The 16,059-nt window shown below is 59.2% G+C and carries 16 protein-coding genes, 1 tRNA gene and 1 pseudogene; 8 read left to right on the forward strand and 10 right to left on the reverse strand.

The annotated features are described in order from the left end of the window. The first annotated feature begins 93 nt into the window (after positions 1-93). On the forward strand, positions 94-351 hold the full coding sequence (locus ACOQH0_RS08025) for a YjhX family toxin (RefSeq protein ID WP_028019199.1): 258 nt from the start codon (positions 94-96) through the stop codon (positions 349-351). A 108-nt stretch (positions 352-459) separates the two neighbouring features. Here the strand turns inward: ACOQH0_RS08025 and ACOQH0_RS08030 are convergent, their stop codons facing one another. Continuing rightward, positions 460-1,296: an alpha/beta fold hydrolase gene (locus ACOQH0_RS08030; protein WP_010429396.1), complete on the reverse strand. Its 837-nt coding sequence runs from the start codon at positions 1,294-1,296 to the stop codon at positions 460-462. 320 nt (positions 1,297-1,616) lie between these two features. Between ACOQH0_RS08030 and ACOQH0_RS08035 the strand changes: the two genes are divergently transcribed. Beyond that, positions 1,617-3,230 carry a mechanosensitive ion channel family protein gene (locus ACOQH0_RS08035; RefSeq protein WP_421511951.1) on the forward strand — a complete coding sequence of 538 codons (1,614 nt, stop codon included), beginning with the start codon at positions 1,617-1,619 and terminating at the stop codon, positions 3,228-3,230. Between the two features lie 50 nt (positions 3,231-3,280). On the opposite strand, the gene ACOQH0_RS08040 is transcribed toward ACOQH0_RS08035, so the two are convergent. Further along, on the reverse strand, positions 3,281-3,808 hold the full coding sequence (locus ACOQH0_RS08040) for a LuxR C-terminal-related transcriptional regulator (protein WP_421511952.1): 528 nt from the start codon (positions 3,806-3,808) through the stop codon (positions 3,281-3,283). A 439-nt stretch (positions 3,809-4,247) separates the two neighbouring features. Here ACOQH0_RS08040 and ACOQH0_RS08045 point away from each other — a divergent pair. After that, positions 4,248-4,335 (forward strand) — tRNA-Ser (locus tag ACOQH0_RS08045). A 44-nt stretch (positions 4,336-4,379) separates the two neighbouring features. On the opposite strand, the gene ACOQH0_RS08050 is transcribed toward ACOQH0_RS08045, so the two are convergent. From ACOQH0_RS08050 to hpxO, 3 genes are read right to left on the reverse strand one after another with little or no spacing between them, the layout of a single operon-like run. Then, positions 4,380-5,315, reverse strand: a complete 936-nt coding sequence (locus tag ACOQH0_RS08050; protein WP_421511953.1) for a PDR/VanB family oxidoreductase — start codon at positions 5,313-5,315, stop codon at positions 4,380-4,382. An 11-nt stretch (positions 5,316-5,326) separates the two neighbouring features. After that, on the reverse strand, positions 5,327-6,361 hold the full coding sequence (gene hpxD / locus ACOQH0_RS08055; protein WP_421511954.1) for a molybdenum cofactor-independent xanthine hydroxylase subunit HpxD: 1,035 nt from the start codon (positions 6,359-6,361) through the stop codon (positions 5,327-5,329). Positions 6,362-6,378: 17 nt separating this feature from the next. After that, a complete protein-coding gene (gene hpxO, locus ACOQH0_RS08060) occupies positions 6,379-7,533 on the reverse strand; it encodes an FAD-dependent urate hydroxylase HpxO (protein ID WP_010429402.1) in 1,155 nt (384 codons plus the stop codon). Positions 7,534-7,772: 239 nt separating this feature from the next. Between hpxO and uraD the strand changes: the two genes are divergently transcribed. After that, on the forward strand, positions 7,773-8,273 hold the full coding sequence (uraD, locus tag ACOQH0_RS08065; protein WP_421511955.1) for a 2-oxo-4-hydroxy-4-carboxy-5-ureidoimidazoline decarboxylase: 501 nt from the start codon (positions 7,773-7,775) through the stop codon (positions 8,271-8,273). Further along, a complete protein-coding gene (locus ACOQH0_RS08070) occupies positions 8,270-8,593 on the forward strand; it encodes a hydroxyisourate hydrolase (protein ID WP_256459809.1) in 324 nt (107 codons plus the stop codon). The genes uraD and ACOQH0_RS08070 overlap by 4 nt, the downstream gene beginning before the upstream one ends. Here ACOQH0_RS08070 and guaD read toward each other — a convergent pair. Next, positions 8,573-9,889 carry a guanine deaminase gene (gene guaD / locus ACOQH0_RS08075; RefSeq protein ID WP_278436028.1) on the reverse strand — a complete coding sequence of 439 codons (1,317 nt, stop codon included), beginning with the start codon at positions 9,887-9,889 and terminating at the stop codon, positions 8,573-8,575. The two genes, ACOQH0_RS08070 and guaD, sit on opposite strands and share 21 nt — an antisense overlap. Before the next feature lie 101 nt (positions 9,890-9,990). Then, positions 9,991-11,487 carry an NCS1 family nucleobase:cation symporter-1 gene (locus tag ACOQH0_RS08080; protein WP_029741848.1) on the reverse strand — a complete coding sequence of 499 codons (1,497 nt, stop codon included), beginning with the start codon at positions 11,485-11,487 and terminating at the stop codon, positions 9,991-9,993. A gap of 144 nt (positions 11,488-11,631) precedes the next feature. Here ACOQH0_RS08080 and ACOQH0_RS08085 point away from each other — a divergent pair, with 144 nt between their 5' ends. The 3 genes and pseudogenes from ACOQH0_RS08085 to puuE all read left to right on the forward strand — a co-directional run bounded on the left by ACOQH0_RS08085 (position 11,632) and on the right by puuE (position 14,041). Beyond that, positions 11,632-12,348 carry a GntR family transcriptional regulator gene (locus ACOQH0_RS08085; protein ID WP_010429412.1) on the forward strand — a complete coding sequence of 239 codons (717 nt, stop codon included), beginning with the start codon at positions 11,632-11,634 and terminating at the stop codon, positions 12,346-12,348. Next, positions 12,348-13,224 (forward strand): annotated as a pseudogene (hpxA, locus tag ACOQH0_RS08090) (allantoin racemase). The gene ACOQH0_RS08085 and the pseudogene hpxA overlap by 1 nt, the downstream one beginning before the upstream one ends. Next, the gene (gene puuE, locus ACOQH0_RS08095) at positions 13,142-14,041 is read left to right on the forward strand and encodes an allantoinase PuuE (RefSeq protein ID WP_421512333.1); all 900 of its coding nucleotides are present in this window, start codon (positions 13,142-13,144) and stop codon (positions 14,039-14,041) included. The pseudogene hpxA and the gene puuE overlap by 83 nt, the downstream one beginning before the upstream one ends. Before the next feature lie 48 nt (positions 14,042-14,089). Here puuE and hpxZ read toward each other — a convergent pair whose 3' ends face one another. From hpxZ to hpxX, 3 genes are read right to left on the reverse strand one after another with little or no spacing between them, the layout of a single operon-like run. Further along, positions 14,090-14,476 (reverse strand): oxalurate catabolism protein HpxZ, encoded by a 387-nt coding sequence (gene hpxZ / locus ACOQH0_RS08100; protein ID WP_421511957.1) that lies wholly within the window; start codon positions 14,474-14,476, stop codon positions 14,090-14,092. Next, the gene (locus ACOQH0_RS08105; protein ID WP_421511958.1) at positions 14,473-15,870 is read right to left on the reverse strand and encodes an AtzE family amidohydrolase; all 1,398 of its coding nucleotides are present in this window, start codon (positions 15,868-15,870) and stop codon (positions 14,473-14,475) included. The genes hpxZ and ACOQH0_RS08105 overlap by 4 nt, the downstream gene beginning before the upstream one ends. Continuing rightward, the gene (gene hpxX, locus ACOQH0_RS08110) at positions 15,867-16,055 is read right to left on the reverse strand and encodes an oxalurate catabolism protein HpxX (RefSeq protein WP_010429424.1); all 189 of its coding nucleotides are present in this window, start codon (positions 16,053-16,055) and stop codon (positions 15,867-15,869) included. Before hpxX ends, ACOQH0_RS08105 begins: the two co-directional genes overlap by 4 nt. Between the last annotated feature and the right edge of the window lie 4 nt (positions 16,056-16,059).

Below are 16,059 nucleotides of genomic sequence, written 5' to 3' on the forward strand. Positions count from 1 at the left end.
GGACGGACTGGTTATCGCTGCGCTTAAACCTTACGCACGCACCTGCGGGTGTGGGCTCGTTTTTACGCATGATGATTACACAGGTTTTCCAGTATGAATTTATCCCGTCAGGAACAACGAACCTTACATGTTCTCGCCAAAGGTGGACGTATTGTGCACGTCCGCGACAGTTCTGGCCGCGTCACGTCCGTTGAGTGCTACACCCGTGAAGGGCTGGTGCTGAGCGACTGCACGCTTAACGTCTTTAAAAAACTCCGCACTAAAAAGCTGATCCGATCCGTGAACGGGCAGCCTTATCGCATCAATACCACCGGGCTGAACAACGTTCGCGCCGAGCTGGATAATCGTTAAACGGAATAAACAACGCCACCCTTGGGTGGCGTTGGCCGACGGTGGATCGTGCGAAATGTAGGCCGGGAAAGCGCAGCGCCACCCGGCAAGAAACAAGAAAGGTAACGTCTAAGAACGGATAAAGGCCAGAATGTCCGCGTTGATAGTATCCGCATGGGTGGTATGCATCCCGTGTGGGAAGCCCGGATAAACTTTCAGTACGCTGTTCGCCAGCAGCTTGTCCTGCAGTAGAGAGGCATTTTTATACGGCACGACCTGATCGTCGTCGCCCTGCAGCACCAGTACGGGAACCGTGATGGCTTTTAAATCCTCCGTCTGGTCGGTCTCTGAAAACGCCTTAATTCCCTCATAGTGAGCCTTGGCACTTCCGATCATTCCCTGGCGCCACCAGTTCTGAATGGTGCCCTGCGAAACGTCGGCCCCGTCCCGATTAAAGCCGTAGAAAGGACCGCTGGCGACGTCGAGGTAAAACTGGGCGCGGTTAGCCGCCAGCGCTTTGCGAAAGCCGTCGAAAACCTCGATGGGCGTCCCACCGGGGTTAGCGTCCGTTTTTACCATCAGAGGCGGGACGGCGCTGACGAGCACCGCTTTGGCGACACGCCCCTGCGGTTGTCCGTACTGTGCAACATAGCGAGCGACCTGGCCGCCGCCGGTGGAGTGGCCCACGTGCACCGCGTTGCGCAGGTCCAGGCTTTCAACCACGGCCGACGCATCGGAGGCATAATGATCCATATCGTGGCCTTCACTCACCTGGTCCGAACGCCCATGACCACGACGGTCGATAGCGATAACGCGATAGCCTTCCGCAAGGAAGAAGAGCATCTGGTTATCCCAGTCATCGGCACTTAAAGGCCAGCCGTGGTGGAAAACAATGGGTTGCGCCTCTTTTGAACCCCAGTCTTTGTAGAAAATGTTGACGCCGTCTTTCGTTGTTACGAATGCCATACCGCAAACTCCTCAGTTAAAGGCAACTTGATCGCAGGCTGCAAGGCTCGAATCCTCATCGCCCTAATCGATCCGGCTTTTTGACGTTCACCGTACCGGTAGAACCTTTAAAGTGTAGGAGAAATACTGGAAGTAGAAGGTTTCATTACCGTTAAAGGCAGCCATACACGCGCTGGCTGCGGTTTATTGATCGCGAGAAAATGCGCGTCCTTTTCCGGACTTTGTTGCAGAAGCGAAAGGCTGGTCTATGCTCAAAACACTAACTCGCCTTTCGCTGGTTGTCTGAAAATAAAAGAATTTTTGCCTGTGGGGTCGTGGTGATGAAAAGGATCCAACTTGCGTTTCTAACCTGTTTTGCCGCCTTGATCGCTTTCTCATCCTTTGCTGCCGAGCCCCGTCAGGAGCCTACGGAGCAGGAGCGCGCGCGCACGGTCTATATCTTCCATCAACCGATTGTCATGCTGCAGGCAAAATTTGGCCTTACCACGCCCGAAGAGCGCGTGTTACGCATCCGCAATACCCTGCGTAATTTTACCCAGGCGGACGTCAGCGAGCCGCTAAAAATTGTCCCCGTGACCCGCTACAACCAGCAGGGGCGGTTGATTGTGATGAACAGTAAGCCGGTGATGCTGCTGACCGAGGCTGATTTAGACGAAGGGGACGATCTCACCCTCGACCAGGCCGCAAATAGAGTGTTAACGCGAATGGAAGCGCAGAGAGCAGCGCTACGCGATCAATACAATACCGGCTGGCTGACACTCTCGGGCGTAAAAACGATAGCGGGGCTTCTGGCACTGGTGCTGCTGTGTTATGGCGCCTGGCGATCCTGGCGCTGGTTCAGACGCGTATACCGCAGGCGTATTCTGGAGAATCGCAGTTGGGTGCCGCAAAGCTGGCGGCGTTATATCGGTGCCATTGAAATCCGACTCTACGCGCTACTGATGATTGTGTTGGGGCTTATCGGATTCTATGTCTGGCTTAGCTGGGCATTCAGTTTCTTTCCCTGGACGCGCGTGTGGGGCACATCGTTGGGGGACTGGTCGATTCGCGTCGCGCGAGAAATTGCGTTATCCATTGTGTCTGCTTTACCGGGGTTGATGATTGTCCTGATTATTTTCCTCATTACCGCGTTTATTCTTAAGCTACTCAAACTGGTGCTCAATCAGGTGGAAGCAGGGCGTTTACAACTCCCCGGCATTCACCCGGAAACCGTGGGCGCGACCCGTAAGTTAATTTCCGTTGCCGTCTGGCTCTTTGCGCTCTCAGCCGCGTACCCGTTTTTACCCGGTGCGAATTCGCTGGCCTTTAAAGGCATCAGCGTCTTCTTTGGCCTGATGCTCACGCTGGGATCGGCGGGGGTGATGAACCATGCGATGAGCGGTCTGGTGCTGATTTACTCCCGCGCCCTGCGAAAAGGCGATGTCATTCGCGTGTCCGAAAACGAGGGAAAGGTCAGTGAAATTGGCATGCTCGCCACCAAAATCATCACCCGCGAGAACTATGTGGTGACCGTGCCTAATGCGGTGATGGTGAGCGGCAAGATCACCAATCTTAGCGCGCAGCAGTCGGATGGCAGCGTTAACCTGACGGTGGGCGTGACCATCGGTTACGACACCCCGTGGCGTCAGGTGCATGCCATGCTGGAGCTGGCGGCCAAACGGGCAAAAGGGATTGATCTCTCCGAGCCGCCGCTGGTGCGCCAGCTTGGTTTAATGGACTGGTATATCGCTTACGAACTGCAGGTTCGGCTGCAGCCCGAACTGTCTCTTGCTGTTGCCCGTAACGAGCTGCACAGCCATATTCAGGACGTCTTCAACGAGTTCAACGTACAGATTATGTCACCGAACTTTGTGATGCAGCCGGAGGGCAGTGTGATGGTTGCCAAAGAAAACTGGTACCCGGCACCTGCGGCCCCTCCGCAGGGAGAAAAATAATGTACCTGTTCTGAAGTGAGGTGGCCGCCAGGGAAGGCGGTATCGTAGGATTATAGCTTCTGGTCAACGATCGCCGATTTCATTCGGGTCAGGGCAAGAATGTTTTTTGACCGCATGTTTAATTTTTCCTGGATCCTCACCCTGTAGGTGCTGGTCGTTTTTTGCGACAATTTCAGCTTTTTTGCTATCTGGTGATTTTCCATATGGAAAAGGTTCAGCACGTCGTACTCGCGGCGCGTAAACGAGTGTCTCCTGAGCGCCCGGTAGAAACGCATCAGCTGTTTAAAAGGGTGCGCGCTAAAGTACATAGACGAGTAGATAATATTATCAATTCTGACTGCGCTATTCGCTTCAATCTCGTGCATCAGCACTATATAGTCTTGCTTTATTTTTTTTACCTGCTTAATAGTATTGTTGCGTAATTTATCTTGTTCAATCGCGATGATAAATTCCAAATCGGTGTCAACCTGATACAGGCTGAGAATATCGTCGTCATCACGAATTAATCGGGTCGTGGCATGAGCGCTGGAGATGCCCGTACAAAGATAATAATTATCGCTGATAAAGAGAAAGTTCATAATAGTTTATTTATGGATAGATAGAATTCATTAAAAATCGAAGTGGCGTAATCTCAAGGATTTTATGCCATATTGTCGTGTGGATCGTTTTTTGGGGTGCCATCTTGTTCCAGCCACGGTAAGAGATTACGCCAGAGAGAAAGTTTACATTTACTGAAATTGATTATATTCATGGAAAATCGCTTATCGCAGTGAATAGTCTCTGCGGAAATTTATAAAGGTGGAATTGTTGTCTGCGTACAAACCTTGATATGAAAAAGAGTCTATATCAGAAACTACTGAAAAAATAAGATTCACTTATCTAAAAATAAACGTTTACATTTTAGCCGCTGACTGGATAAACAATAGGCACATTGAGAAGGGATAGCAACCGACACCTAAATTATTCAATTTCCTGCTTTACATCGCGCCCGGAGATGTTTATAGTGCGCCTCACTTTGGAAGCGTGGCCGAGCGGTTGAAGGCACCGGTCTTGAAAACCGGCGACCCGAAAGGGTTCTAGAGTTCGAATCTCTACGCTTCCGCCAAATTCGAAAACCCTGCGATAGCAATATCGCAGGGTTTTTTCGTTTTACAGCGCAATCACCAGTTCCCCGGAATGGCTTCGGGAACAGCACAGCGCCACCTGCTGGTCCGGCGCGCCTTTTTCCGCCTCCGACTGCACGCTATCCCGGTGATCCACCACGCCGTCAATCACCGGCGTCAGGCACGCGCCGCAAATCCCCATTTCACACGACAGCGGCACGTCTACACCGTTTTCCTGCAATACCTGGGCGATGGTTTTATCCGCAGGTACCGGCCAGCGCTCGCCGGTGGAGGCCAGTTTAACCGTAAAGATCTCGCCCGCAACGCCGCTTGTGGCAGGGGGCGCGGGCTGAAACGCCTCGCTGTGAAGATGGGCGTCATCCCATCCCTTCGCTGTGGCCACCTCACGCACTTTTTCCATAAAACCCGCTGGTCCACACACCCAGGCATGAAATCCCACCTCCGGCACCGGAAGATGCTCACCCAGCGCTGTGCGCGGGCTGGCGGTATGAATGATGCACTCACCGCACTGCGAGAGTTCGCGCGCAAACGCCGCGCTTTCGCGGTTTCTGACGTAATAGTGCAGGGTAAATGGCGTTCCGGCCGCCTTCAGCTGCAGGGCCATCGCATACAGCGGCGTAATGCCAATTCCTGCCGCCAGCAGCAAAACCCGCTCTGCCTGACCAAGCGGAAACAGATTGCGCGGGGCGGAAATCATCAGCTTCTGCCCGGGACGCAGCGTCTCGTGAACGTAGCGCGACCCGCCGCGCGAGGCGGTTTCCCGCCCCACGCAGATAAGATAGCTCTCTTCCTCACAGGCCCCGGTCAGTGAATACTGGCGCACCACGCCGCAGGGCAGATGCACATCAATGTGCGCGCCGGGCTGCCACGTCGGCAGTGCTTTACCGTCTTCAGACACCAGCCTGACGGCGAGGCTTTTGTCGCCCTCGCGCCACAGCCCGTCAACAATCACGCTCAGCATATCGGCCTCCGTCATACCAGGAAAAACTCGCCAAAGCCCATTTTTTTCAGTCCCCGACGGTAGGCTATTGAGCTTTTGTCAGCGGGAATATGGGCTTCCAGCGTCAGGTCCAGCGGCAGGCTTTCCGGACGCTGGGTTTCCACCATCAGGCGATCCTCTTCGAAGATGCGCAGGTTAAAGGCATGTACGTCTTCCACCGGAATATGCAGGTCAAGGTTGCGCGCAATAGGGGCGAACATGCGGGTCACGCGCGATGACACGGGCGACGCGGCGTTCATGATCACCAGTCTCGCCTCTCCCGGAAAATGAATCGTCAGAGTGGCGGTAAACGGCAGATGCATTTCAAAATGACGCAGCCACTGGAACCCTTCTGGCACCTGTACGGGTGAACCGGTGGGATAGTTGCTCACGGAGCTCCAGTAATCCGCCACGAAGCCGAACGGCGTCTCCTGTGGCTGATAGGCGGGCACAAGCTGATTATTGGGATCGGCAAAGGTATCAGTGTGGATCCACGCAAAGTGCGCCACGTCCAGAAACCCCTCTACCTGTCGCCCGGCGAAGCCATTCACCTCAAACGCCGGGCAGTTGATCTGCTGAAAGCCTGCGTCATCCCAGTGCGGCATGGTGGGCAGCGGCGCAGGATTGTCCGGGTCAAACGCCAGGCAGGTCCAGATCAGGCCGAAGCGCTCCTCCACGGCGTAGTTGATCAGGTTCAGCTTCGCCGGAACGGGCTGGTCGGGGCTGGACGGAATACGGTTGCAGCGCCCGTCCTCCCCGAAGCGTAAGCCGTGATAGGGGCAGATAACCCCGTGTTCGTCGTGAAAACCGAGCGTCAGCGGCACGCCGCGGTGCGGGCAGACGTCCCGGGCGACCACGACCTGGTCGTGGATCCGGTAAATCACCAGCTGTTCATCCAGCAGGGTCGCCTTGACCGGCGCCGGGCCGACGTCGCAGGCGCGCGCGACCGGATGCCAGCATTTCGCCAGGCGCAGCCAGTCCTCTGGCTCAAACGTGCAGTGGGCGGGTGGAGTCGGTTCTCTTTTCATCGTTATCCCTCTTACGTTCAGCCTAACGGGCCGCCCTGAATGGTCTCGCACAGACCGTTAATGATGCGCTCGCCGGTCTCCTCTTTGAGCTCCTGATACCAGGCCTGCGTCAACGCCATGTCTTTCCCGTGGGTGACGTCGCAGCGTTTACGCGCCTTCAGCACCAGGTCGCGCACCCGGTCACAGCGCAGCGCTTCGTACTGCCGCAGCGCCAGCGTAATGCTGTGGTTTTCACGCAGGCATTCCCCCAGCACCACGGCATCTTCCATCGCCGCACAGCCGCCCTGGCCGATATCCGGCGTGGTGCTGTGCGCGGCATCGCCGAGCAGCGCGACGTTGCCGCGCACCAGGCTGTCGAACGGCTCAATGTCGTGGATTTCAATGCGGTTGGTGGTCTCGGGATCCAGCGCCGCGATAAGCGTCTGCACCGGCGGTGCCCAGCCGCGGAAGTAGCCCGTGAGATCGGCGCGCAGGGTGGTGCGATCCTCTGCCAGGCCCGCGGGCAGCGGCACGTCAAAAAAGAAGTAGAAACGACCGCCGGAGACGGGCATCAGCGACACGCGTTTGCCTTCGCCAACGAAGGTGGTCCACTGGTGCGCCGGGGCAATCTCTTCATCAATCTTCACCAGCCCGTTCCAGTTCACGTACCCGGCGTAGCGGCGCTCCGGGGTGTATCCCAGCACGTACGGACGAACCGCTGAGTGGCTGCCGTCGGCGGCAATCAGAAAATCGCCTGTTGCCGTGGTGCCATCGGTAAAGGTCACGCTCACGCCCGCGTCGTCTTCATGAACGTGTTCCACACGCTTGCCGAACTGCACCCTGTCGCGACCCCAGAAGTCCAGCATTTCGCGCTGGAGTTCAGCGCGCGAGACGGGGCAGGGACGCCCTCCGGTACGCTCAACCAGCGGGGCAAGGCTAAAGCGGGTCAGGGTCTCGCCGCGCCGGTAATCTTTGTAGGCCATAAAACGCATCGGACCGCCGTAAGTCTCGATGATGTCGCCCATGCCGAGGTGCTGCATGCATTTCACGCCGTTAGGCCAGATGGAGATGGCCGCCCCGACGGGCCTGATCTCTCTTACGGCTTCAAACACGGTACAGTCGATGCCCGCTTTCTTCAGCGCGACGGCGGCGCTCAGGCCACCAATTCCCGCACCAATAACGATTGCTTTCATGCTTCTCTCCTTTTGCAGGGTGTAAAAACATTCAGCAATTTGCGTACCAGGCTGCAGAGTGGCGAAAACGGCGTTGTGAGCGATGAGTTTGCACTGCTAAGGTGCGCAAACGCGGTGAAGGTGCCTTTTTATGAATCAATAATTTCCTGTTGAGCTATACGGAATCGACTGTTTCACACCTGCGCTCAGAATGGCGTGGTTTGTGCAAGAGCCCGGAGGATGACAATAAAGGAGACGCTATGATCGCACTGCACGAGTTCAATCATCTTCCCCACGAAAAGGCGTTAGCGCTGATTCACCCCTGCGTGGCGCTCCCCGGCTGGGCCGACGCGCTGGCTCTGGGGCGGCCCTACGCCAACCGGGACGAATTGTTCAGTACGGCGAAAGCGCTGACGCAAGCCTGGGACGACGCGGCGCTAGCGCAGGCCCTGAGCGCCCATCCACGCATCGGGGAAAAGCCAGCGGGCTCACAGGCGGAGGCGGCGCTGTCGCGCCAGGAGCAGGGCGCGTTGAATGAAGGCGATGCTGACCTTGCTCAGGCGCTGCGCGAGGGGAATGCCCGCTACGAAGCTCGCTTCGGGCGCGTCTTTCTCATCCGCGCGAAGGGCCGCAGCGGCGAAGACATTTTACAGGCGCTGCACGCGCGGCTTGAAAACAGCGATGCGCAGGAAGTTCGGGCTGCACTGGAACAGCTGCGGGAAATTACGTTACTACGTCTGGAAGGAGTCATTAGCGAATGAGCACACTCAGCACCCATATTCTGGATATCTCGACGGGCCAACCTGCAGAGGGCGTGACGGTTTATCTCGAACGGGAGGGGGAAATCATGGCGACGGGCGTGACCAACGTAAAGGGTCGCATCACCGAATTTGTCCCTTTCCTGCCAAAAGGCCGCTATCGGCTGGTGGCGGAGATCGGCGCGTGGTTTAGCGAAACCGGTCGCGACACGCTCTACCCCTGCGCGCAAATTGATTTTGTGACGGGAGAAACGGCAGGCGAGCACTTCCACCTGCCGTTTGTGATTGCGCCCGGCGGGTGGTCAACCTACCGGGGCAGTTGACCATACCCGCTCGCCGTTGACCCAGGTCTCGCTGATGTTGCGCTCGTCGCCCAGGGTCATCAGCACAAAAAGCTGCTCGTAAATATCCTGACAGCGGCGATTACGCAGGCGCTGCAGCGGCGTCACGTCAGGATCGATAACCACGAAATCCGCCTCTTTGCCGGGTGCGAAGTTGCCAATCTTATCGTCGAGCCTGAGGGCGTGCGCGCCGCCCAGGGTGGCGTGGTAAAACGCCTCGCTGGCGCGCAGGCGGTAGCTCTGAAGCTGGCCGACCTTGTAGGCTTCCCCCAGGGTGCGCAGCATGCTGAAGGTGGTGCCCGCGCCGACGTCGGTGCCGATGCCCATCCGCACCTTGTGCTGCCAGCAGGCGGGCAGGCGAAACAGCCCGCTGCCGAGAAACAGGTTAGAGGTGGGGCAAAACGCCACCGCCGAACCGGTGTCATGCAGGCACTGCCACTCGCTGTGGTGAAGATGGATCGCGTGGGCAAACACGCTGCGCTCGCCGGTCAGGCCGTAGTGGTGATACACGTCCAGATAGCGCTCATGTTCCGGCCAGAGGTCGCTTACCCAGGCCACTTCGTTGGGGTTTTCGCTCAGGTGGGTCTGCAGCCAGGTATCCGGGAACTCCTCTCTGAGCAGGCTGACCGCGGCAAGCAGCTCGGGTGATGAGGTCGGGGCAAAGCGCGGCGTAATGGCATAGCCCAGCCGCCCCCGGTGGTGCCAGCGCTGAATCAGCTCCCGCGTCTGCCGGTAGCTCTGCTTCGCGTCTTCGCTCAGGTAGTCCGGCGCGTGTCTGTCCATCATTACCTTTCCGGCGATAAGGCGCATATTGAGGCGCAGGGCTTCGGTAAACAGCGCCTCGACCGATTCCGGATGCAGCGTGCAAAACACCAGCGCGGTGGTGGTGCCGTTGCTCACCAGTTGCTGAATGAAAAATTCGGCGATCTCTTTCGCGTAGGCTTCATCGGCAAACTGGCTCTCCACCGGGAAAGTGTAGGTGGTCAGCCACTCCAGCAGCTGTTCGCCAAAGGCGCCGATCATCTCCGTTTGCGGGTAATGGACGTGGGTGTCGACAAAACCGGGCAGCAGCAGCCTGCCGCGCAGGTCGGTGTAGCCCTTATGGGGGTCAAGATACTGCTCGCCCTCCTGCCACGGCATCTGCGCCAGGATTTTCCCGCTCTGTATAAACAGCAGCCCGTCCTCAAGGTAGCGCGCGTGTTGGGCAATCGCGTCTGCGCTGTGGCTGACCTGGGCAATATCAAAAAATGCACCGCGGATCGCTGTCTGGTAATCCATCATGGTTCCTGCCTTCGTGTTTGCGTAGCGGGGTGATAAGGCGCAGCAAGAACGGTGCCAGAATGAACGGGCCGCAGATAAGCTGCGGCCAGAGGGAAGGGTTACTCTTTTTGCGTCGCCACGCGGGAGCTGAACGACGTCGCGCCTGCCGTCTCGCGATCTTCCCGCGCCAGCCAGCGATAGGTCACGCCGCCGAGGAAGACGCCGATGAACCAGCTGAAGTTCGCCACCTCATGCAGGGCCGGAATAAAGCTAATCACCAGTCCCACGGCAACGGATGGGATCAGCGCGCCAATGGCTTTCGGATTAAAGCCGTTACGGTACCAGTATTTGCCCTTTGGCGTGTCGTCGAACAGATCGTCGACCGACACCTTACCGCGTTTAATCAGGTAGAAGTCGGCAATCAGAATGCCGAACAGCGGGCCGATGAACGCCCCGAGCACATCCAGGGTGTAGTGGATAAGCTCCGGCGAGTTGAACAGGTTCCACGGGGTGAGCAGGATCGAGCCGACGGCGGCAATCATTCCCCCGGTGCGGAAGCTGATTTTCTGCGGCGAACAGTTAGAGAAATCAAACGCCGGGGAGACGAAGTTCGCGACGATGTTGATCCCGATGGTGGCGGTGATCATCGTCAGCAGGCCAATCGCCACCGCCAGATCGTTACCCACGCGGCTGACGGTTTCAATCGGGTCGGTGATCATGCGGCCAAACAGCGACTGGGTGCCGGAGACAATCACCACGGTGACGATGGAGAACAGCAGGAAGTTAAACGGCAGGCCCCAGCGGTTACCGCGGCGGATTTCCCCCATGCTTTTCCCGTAGCGGGAGAAGTCACCAAAGTTGAGCAGCGGGCCGGAGAAGTACGAAACCACCAGCGCGGTCGCGGTGATCATCTGCCAGGTCTGCTCGCCCGCGCTCAGGGATTTGCTGGCGAGGGTGAAGGAAATGCCGTCAAAACCGGTCTTGTATACAATCCAGCCTGCAAGGGCCAGCATCACCACGTAGACCGCCGGACCGGCGATATCAATAAAGCGCTTGATGGCGCTCATGCCGTGCCAGAAGACCATCGCCTGCAGGACCCACATGATGGCAAAGCAGATCCAGCCCAGGTGCGACAGGCCCAGGAACGCGCCGGTAGTGAGCGAAGAGAGCGACGGCCAGAACTTCAGCGCCACCAGCATCAGGGCGTTGGCGGCCAGATAGGTCTGAATCCCGTACCACGCGAAGGCAATCAGCCCGCGGATCACCGCCGGAATATTGGCCCCGAAGACGCCAAACGCCTGACGGCTTATCACCGCATAGGGCACGCCCGCCATCTGGCTCGGTTTGGCCACCAGGTTGGCGCACAGCTGCACGATGCAAATCCCCACCAGCAGGCAGAGCAACACCTGCCAGCTTGCCAGCCCGAGCGTAAAGAAGCTCGCGGCGACAACATAACCCCCCATGCTGTGGACGTCCGACATCCAGAACGAAAAGATGTTGTACCAGCTCCAGTTCTGGTCACGCGTCGGTGCCAGATCCTCATTGCAAAGACGTGGGCTGTAAACCGCACCGGAATCAGCGGCCGTACCCTGCTGCGCGTTTTGACTGTTTGGCATGAAACCTGCTCCTGTGAATGAAAACCCGTTGAGTGGGAGTGCAGACGGTGTTGCAGGATCCAGGCCAAAATAATAAATGTTGTATGCAATTTTTTATTTTTATGTATACGATTCGATAACGAAAAGTAAAAGACGGAGTGGTGAATGAACAACATAAACGCCCTGCAGACCGCGCCAGACCTGCATGACAAAGATGAATCGATCTTTCAGGCGCTGATGACCGCGATTGTCGAACATCAGCTGCTGCCGGGGAGCAAACTGCCGGAAGAGGCGCTGGCCGAGGTGTTTGGCGTAAGTCGCACGGGCATCCGAAAGGTGCTGCAGCGACTCGCGGCTGTGCAAATGGTCACTTTAACGCCCAAACGTGGTGCACACGTTGCCAGCCCGACGGTGGAAGAGGCGCAGCATATCTTCCGCACCCGCGCCCTGCTGGAGGTGGCCAACCTGCCGGACGTGCTGGCCCGCTGTCAGCCGCCGCACCTTGCCGCGCTGGAGGCCATTATTCGTCAGGAGCAGCAGGCGCACGAGGCGTACGACGGCCCGGCGGCGATCCGCCACTCTGCCAATTTCCACATTCAGCTGCAGGCGATCTCCGGCAACCAGGTGCTGACGGAGATGGTGACCGGCCTGAGCCAGCGCTCCTCGCTGGTGATTGCCACCTGGGGCGCGCCGTGGCGGCAGGGCTGTCGCTGCAACGATCACGAACAGCTTGTGGATCTGCTGCGCCAGAAGGCGCTACAGCCGCTCAGCGATGCCTTAATGCACCATTTTGAACATATCGTCGCCAGCCTCTGCTTCGAGCGGGCGGGCGAGTGCCTGCCTGATTTTGCCCGGCTGTTTGCCGGCCACAAGGAGTCGTAATGTCCTCTGTCTGTATACAAGTGATCAACCCCAACACCAGCCTCGCGATGACGGAAACCATCGGCGCGGCGGCCCGCGCGGTGGCGGCACCGGGGACGGAGATCCTTGCGGTCTGCCCGAGCGCGGGCGTGCCGTCTATAGAGGGTCACTTTGATGAAGCCATCGCCGCCGTGGGCGTTCTCGAACAGGTCAAGCTCGGCAGAGAGCAGGGCGTGGATGGTCACGTCATCGCCTGCTTTGGCGATCCGGGCCTGCTGGCGGCGCGCGAGCTGGCGCAGGGGCCGGTGGTAGGGATTGCGGAAGCCGCCATGCATATGGCGACGCTGGTGGCGACGCGCTTCTCGGTAGTCACCACGCTGCCGCGCACGCTGATTATTGCCCGCCATCTTCTGCACCAGTATGGCTTTCAGGATCGCTGCGCGGCGCTGCACGCTATCGATCTCCCGGTGCTGGCGCTGGAGGACGGCTCTGGTCTGGCGCAGGAGAAAGTGCGCGCGCGCTGTATACAGGCGCTGAAAGAGGATGGCTGTGGCGCCATCGTGCTGGGCTGCGGCGGCATGGCGACGCTGGCGCAGGAGCTGACCCGAGAGCTGCGCGTGCCGGTTATAGACGGCGTCAGCGCGGCGGTGAAGATGGTGGAATCGCTGGTGGCGCTGGGGCTGTCGACCAGCAAGCACGGGGACCTGGCCTTCCCGGAGAAAAAAGCGTTAAGCGGACAGTTTCAGGCATTGAATCCATTTTGAAGGTGAGGGGAGACGTAATGGCGCTTTTTGAACAGAATTACCCGCGGGATCTGCGCGGTTACGCAGGCAACCCGCCGCACGCGCGGTGGCCGAATCAGGCGCGCATCGCCGTGCAGTTTGTGCTCAATTATGAGGAAGGGGCGGAAAACCACGTTCTGCACGGCGATGCCGGTTCCGAGCAATTCCTGTCGGACATCATCGGCGCGGCCAGCTACCCGGATAAACACATGTCGATGGACTCCCTCTACGAATACGGCAGCCGCGCCGGGTTCTGGCGGATCCACAATGAATTTCAAAAGCGCGGCCTGCCGCTGACGGTCTTTGGCGTGGCGATGGCGCTGGCGCGTCACCCGGAGATCGTGGAGGCAATCAAGGGTGCGGATTACGACCTGGTGAGCCACGGCTGGCGCTGGATACACTATCAGCACATGGATATCCAACAGGAGCGCGAACACCTGCACAAAGCGGTGCAGGTGTTGACCGACCTCTTCGGCAAGCCGCCAACCGGCTGGTACACCGGGCGCGACAGCCCCAACACGCGTCAGCTGGTGGTGGAGCATGGCGGCTTCGACTACGACAGCGACTACTACGGCGACGACTTACCCTTCTGGACGGAAGTGGCCTGTAGCGACGGCACCCGCAAACCGCACCTGATTGTGCCCTACACGCTGGATGCAAACGACATGCGCTTCGCCACCGCTCAGGGGTTTAATACCGCCGAGCAGTTTTATACGTATCTGAAGGACAGTTTTGACGTGCTGTACGAAGAGGGCGAAAGCGCGCCGAAGATGATGTCCATCGGCATGCACTGCCGCCTGCTCGGGCGTCCGGGGCGTTTTCGCGCGCTGCAGCGGTTCCTGGATTATGTGCAGCAGCATGAGCGGGTGTGGGTCTGTACCCGCCAGCAGATTGCCGACCACTGGCGGGAAGTGCATCCGTTTCAGAAATAATTGTGCCGTGTTTTACCGGGTGGCGGCTGCGCCTTACCCGGCCTACGACTATGCCATCAAACTCACCTGCGCCGCCACGATGCGCCACCCGTAGGCAAACCGCACCCACGTCTGCTGCTGACGGCCAATGCGTTCCGTGCCCTCCCGGGTAAACTCGGTGCTGCACACGGCATAATCCTCGCCGAAGGTGGTGATGACGGTGTGGCGCAACGTCCGCTGCAGCCCGGCGGACGGGCGCGCCGCGCGAAAGGCGCGGATTTCATCAATCCCGTACAGGTTTTCACCCGCCCCCAGACGCACCGTGTTTTTGTCGTGCCAGAACAGCTCGTCCAGCACCGCAACGTTGTTGCTGACCAGCGCGTCTTCATAGCGGTAAAACGTGGCGGTCACCTCGGCAACCACCCACGGCAGGTTAATATCATCGTGATTCATCATGCTGCCACCTCCGCCGGGCGGGCATCGGCGATCCCACTCTCTTCCAGCACGCGCGCGACGCGCAGGCACGCCTGCTCGTTAAACGGCGCGGCAATCAGCTGCAGGCCAATCGGCGCACCCCGGGCGGTGCGCAGCGGAACGGTGGTCACGGGCAGGCCCAAAAAGGATATCGGCTGGGTCAGCATCCCCATGCTGGCGCGAATGGGGAGCGGCTGGCCGTTAATCTCCATGGTTTGCTCACCCGCGAGCGTCGCACTGCGCGGCGTTGCCGGGGCGATCAGCACGTCGGCCTGCGCGAAAAGGGTTTTAAATGCCTGCCGGGCGTGTGCGCGAAACCGCTGGGCCTGAATATACCAGGCGGAGGGAATCATCGCCCCGGCCAGCAGCCGTTCGCGAGAGTGTAGTTCAAAACGCTCGGGCTCGCGGCGAAGCGCAGGCAGGTACTGGTTTCCCCCTTCGGAGGCGCTGATGATAAACGCTGCGGAGCGCGCCAGCTCGGCGTCCGGAAACTGCAGCTCATCCTGCACGTCGAGCGCCTTCGCCACCCGCGCCACGGCGTCTCGGGCATCCGCGTCGCACCAGGTGGTGAAGTAGCCGCCGAGCACCGCGCAGCGCAGGCCGTCAAGCCCGCGCTCAAGCAGGGGGCGCGTCTGCTCGCGCGAGCTCTCTGCCTGAAAACCGTCGCTGCTGTCCCGCCCCTGCAGTGCGTCATACACGGACGCCAGGTCGCACACACGGCGGGCAAAGGGACCGATATGATCCAGGCTCGCGACAAACGGATGGCTGCCGGATCGCGACAGGCGGCCAAAGGTGGGCTTAAGGCCATAGATGCCGCACAGGGAGGCCGGAACGCGAATCGAGCCGTTGGTGTCGGTGCCGAGCGAAAAGTGCACCAGCCCGGCGGCCACGGCGGCGGCTGAACCACCGGACGACCCGCCCGCAATGCGCGCCAGATCGTGCGGGTTACGCGTCGTGCCGTAGTGGCTGTTTTCGGTAGTGAAGCCGTAGGCGTAGGCGTCCATATTCACCATCCCGGTCAGCAGCCCGCCCGCGCTGCGCAGCTGGCGCACTGCGAAGCTGTCAGCGGCCGCGGCGGGGCGCTGGCTGAACAGCTCTGCCCCGGCGAGGGTGGTGTGGCCGGCAACGTCGAACAGATTTTTTACCGCGTAGGGCACGGCCGCCAGCGGTGGCAGGGGGCGCTTCTCGCGGCGCAGGGTGTCGATGCTCTCGGCTTCGGCGAGCATGCGTTCTTCCGTCACGGCGGTCCAGGCGTTGATCTGCGGGTTAACGCGCGCAATTGCCTCCAGCGTCTGGCGAGCAATCTCGCGAGCGCTCAGCTCGCCCGCGCTCAGCGCATGCTGGATCGCGCTGATACTCATCTCGTGTAGCCTCATGCTTTGTATACTCCTGCGATCTCCAGACGGTCATCGAGCGGCAGCGCCATCAGCGGCGCGGCCAGGGCGGCAATGCGGTTGAACTGCAACTGCAGCTCGGCGCGGCGGGCATCGTCCAGCGTCACGCCGAGCACGGACTCCATTTGCGCAAGATACGCATGCCAGTCGGGCTGTTGTGTGGTCATTTTT

Origin of the sequence: Enterobacter sp. JS8-1 (assembly GCF_049187015.1) — a bacterium.
GTDB lineage: Bacteria > Pseudomonadota > Gammaproteobacteria > Enterobacterales > Enterobacteriaceae > Enterobacter > Enterobacter mori.

What these genes read in the sequence shown, in the direction of transcription:
- ACOQH0_RS08025 (WP_028019199.1), top strand. Translation starts at nt 94, where the DNA reads ATGAATTTATCCCGTCAGGAACAACGAACCTTACATGTTCTCGCCAAA.
- ACOQH0_RS08030 (WP_010429396.1), bottom strand. Translation starts at nt 1,296, where the DNA reads ATGGCATTCGTAACAACGAAAGACGGCGTCAACATTTTCTACAAAGAC.
- ACOQH0_RS08035 (WP_421511951.1), top strand. Translation starts at nt 1,617, where the DNA reads ATGAAAAGGATCCAACTTGCGTTTCTAACCTGTTTTGCCGCCTTGATC.
- ACOQH0_RS08040 (WP_421511952.1), bottom strand. Translation starts at nt 3,808, where the DNA reads ATGAACTTTCTCTTTATCAGCGATAATTATTATCTTTGTACGGGCATC.
- ACOQH0_RS08050 (WP_421511953.1), bottom strand. Translation starts at nt 5,315, where the DNA reads ATGCTGAGCGTGATTGTTGACGGGCTGTGGCGCGAGGGCGACAAAAGC.
- hpxD (WP_421511954.1), bottom strand. Translation starts at nt 6,361, where the DNA reads ATGAAAAGAGAACCGACTCCACCCGCCCACTGCACGTTTGAGCCAGAG.
- hpxO (WP_010429402.1), bottom strand. Translation starts at nt 7,533, where the DNA reads ATGAAAGCAATCGTTATTGGTGCGGGAATTGGTGGCCTGAGCGCCGCC.
- uraD (WP_421511955.1), top strand. Translation starts at nt 7,773, where the DNA reads ATGATCGCACTGCACGAGTTCAATCATCTTCCCCACGAAAAGGCGTTA.
- ACOQH0_RS08070 (WP_256459809.1), top strand. Translation starts at nt 8,270, where the DNA reads ATGAGCACACTCAGCACCCATATTCTGGATATCTCGACGGGCCAACCT.
- guaD (WP_278436028.1), bottom strand. Translation starts at nt 9,889, where the DNA reads ATGGATTACCAGACAGCGATCCGCGGTGCATTTTTTGATATTGCCCAG.
- ACOQH0_RS08080 (WP_029741848.1), bottom strand. Translation starts at nt 11,487, where the DNA reads ATGCCAAACAGTCAAAACGCGCAGCAGGGTACGGCCGCTGATTCCGGT.
- ACOQH0_RS08085 (WP_010429412.1), top strand. Translation starts at nt 11,632, where the DNA reads ATGAACAACATAAACGCCCTGCAGACCGCGCCAGACCTGCATGACAAA.
- hpxZ (WP_421511957.1), bottom strand. Translation starts at nt 14,476, where the DNA reads ATGATGAATCACGATGATATTAACCTGCCGTGGGTGGTTGCCGAGGTG.
- ACOQH0_RS08105 (WP_421511958.1), bottom strand. Translation starts at nt 15,870, where the DNA reads ATGAGGCTACACGAGATGAGTATCAGCGCGATCCAGCATGCGCTGAGC.
- hpxX (WP_010429424.1), bottom strand. Translation starts at nt 16,055, where the DNA reads ATGACCACACAACAGCCCGACTGGCATGCGTATCTTGCGCAAATGGAG.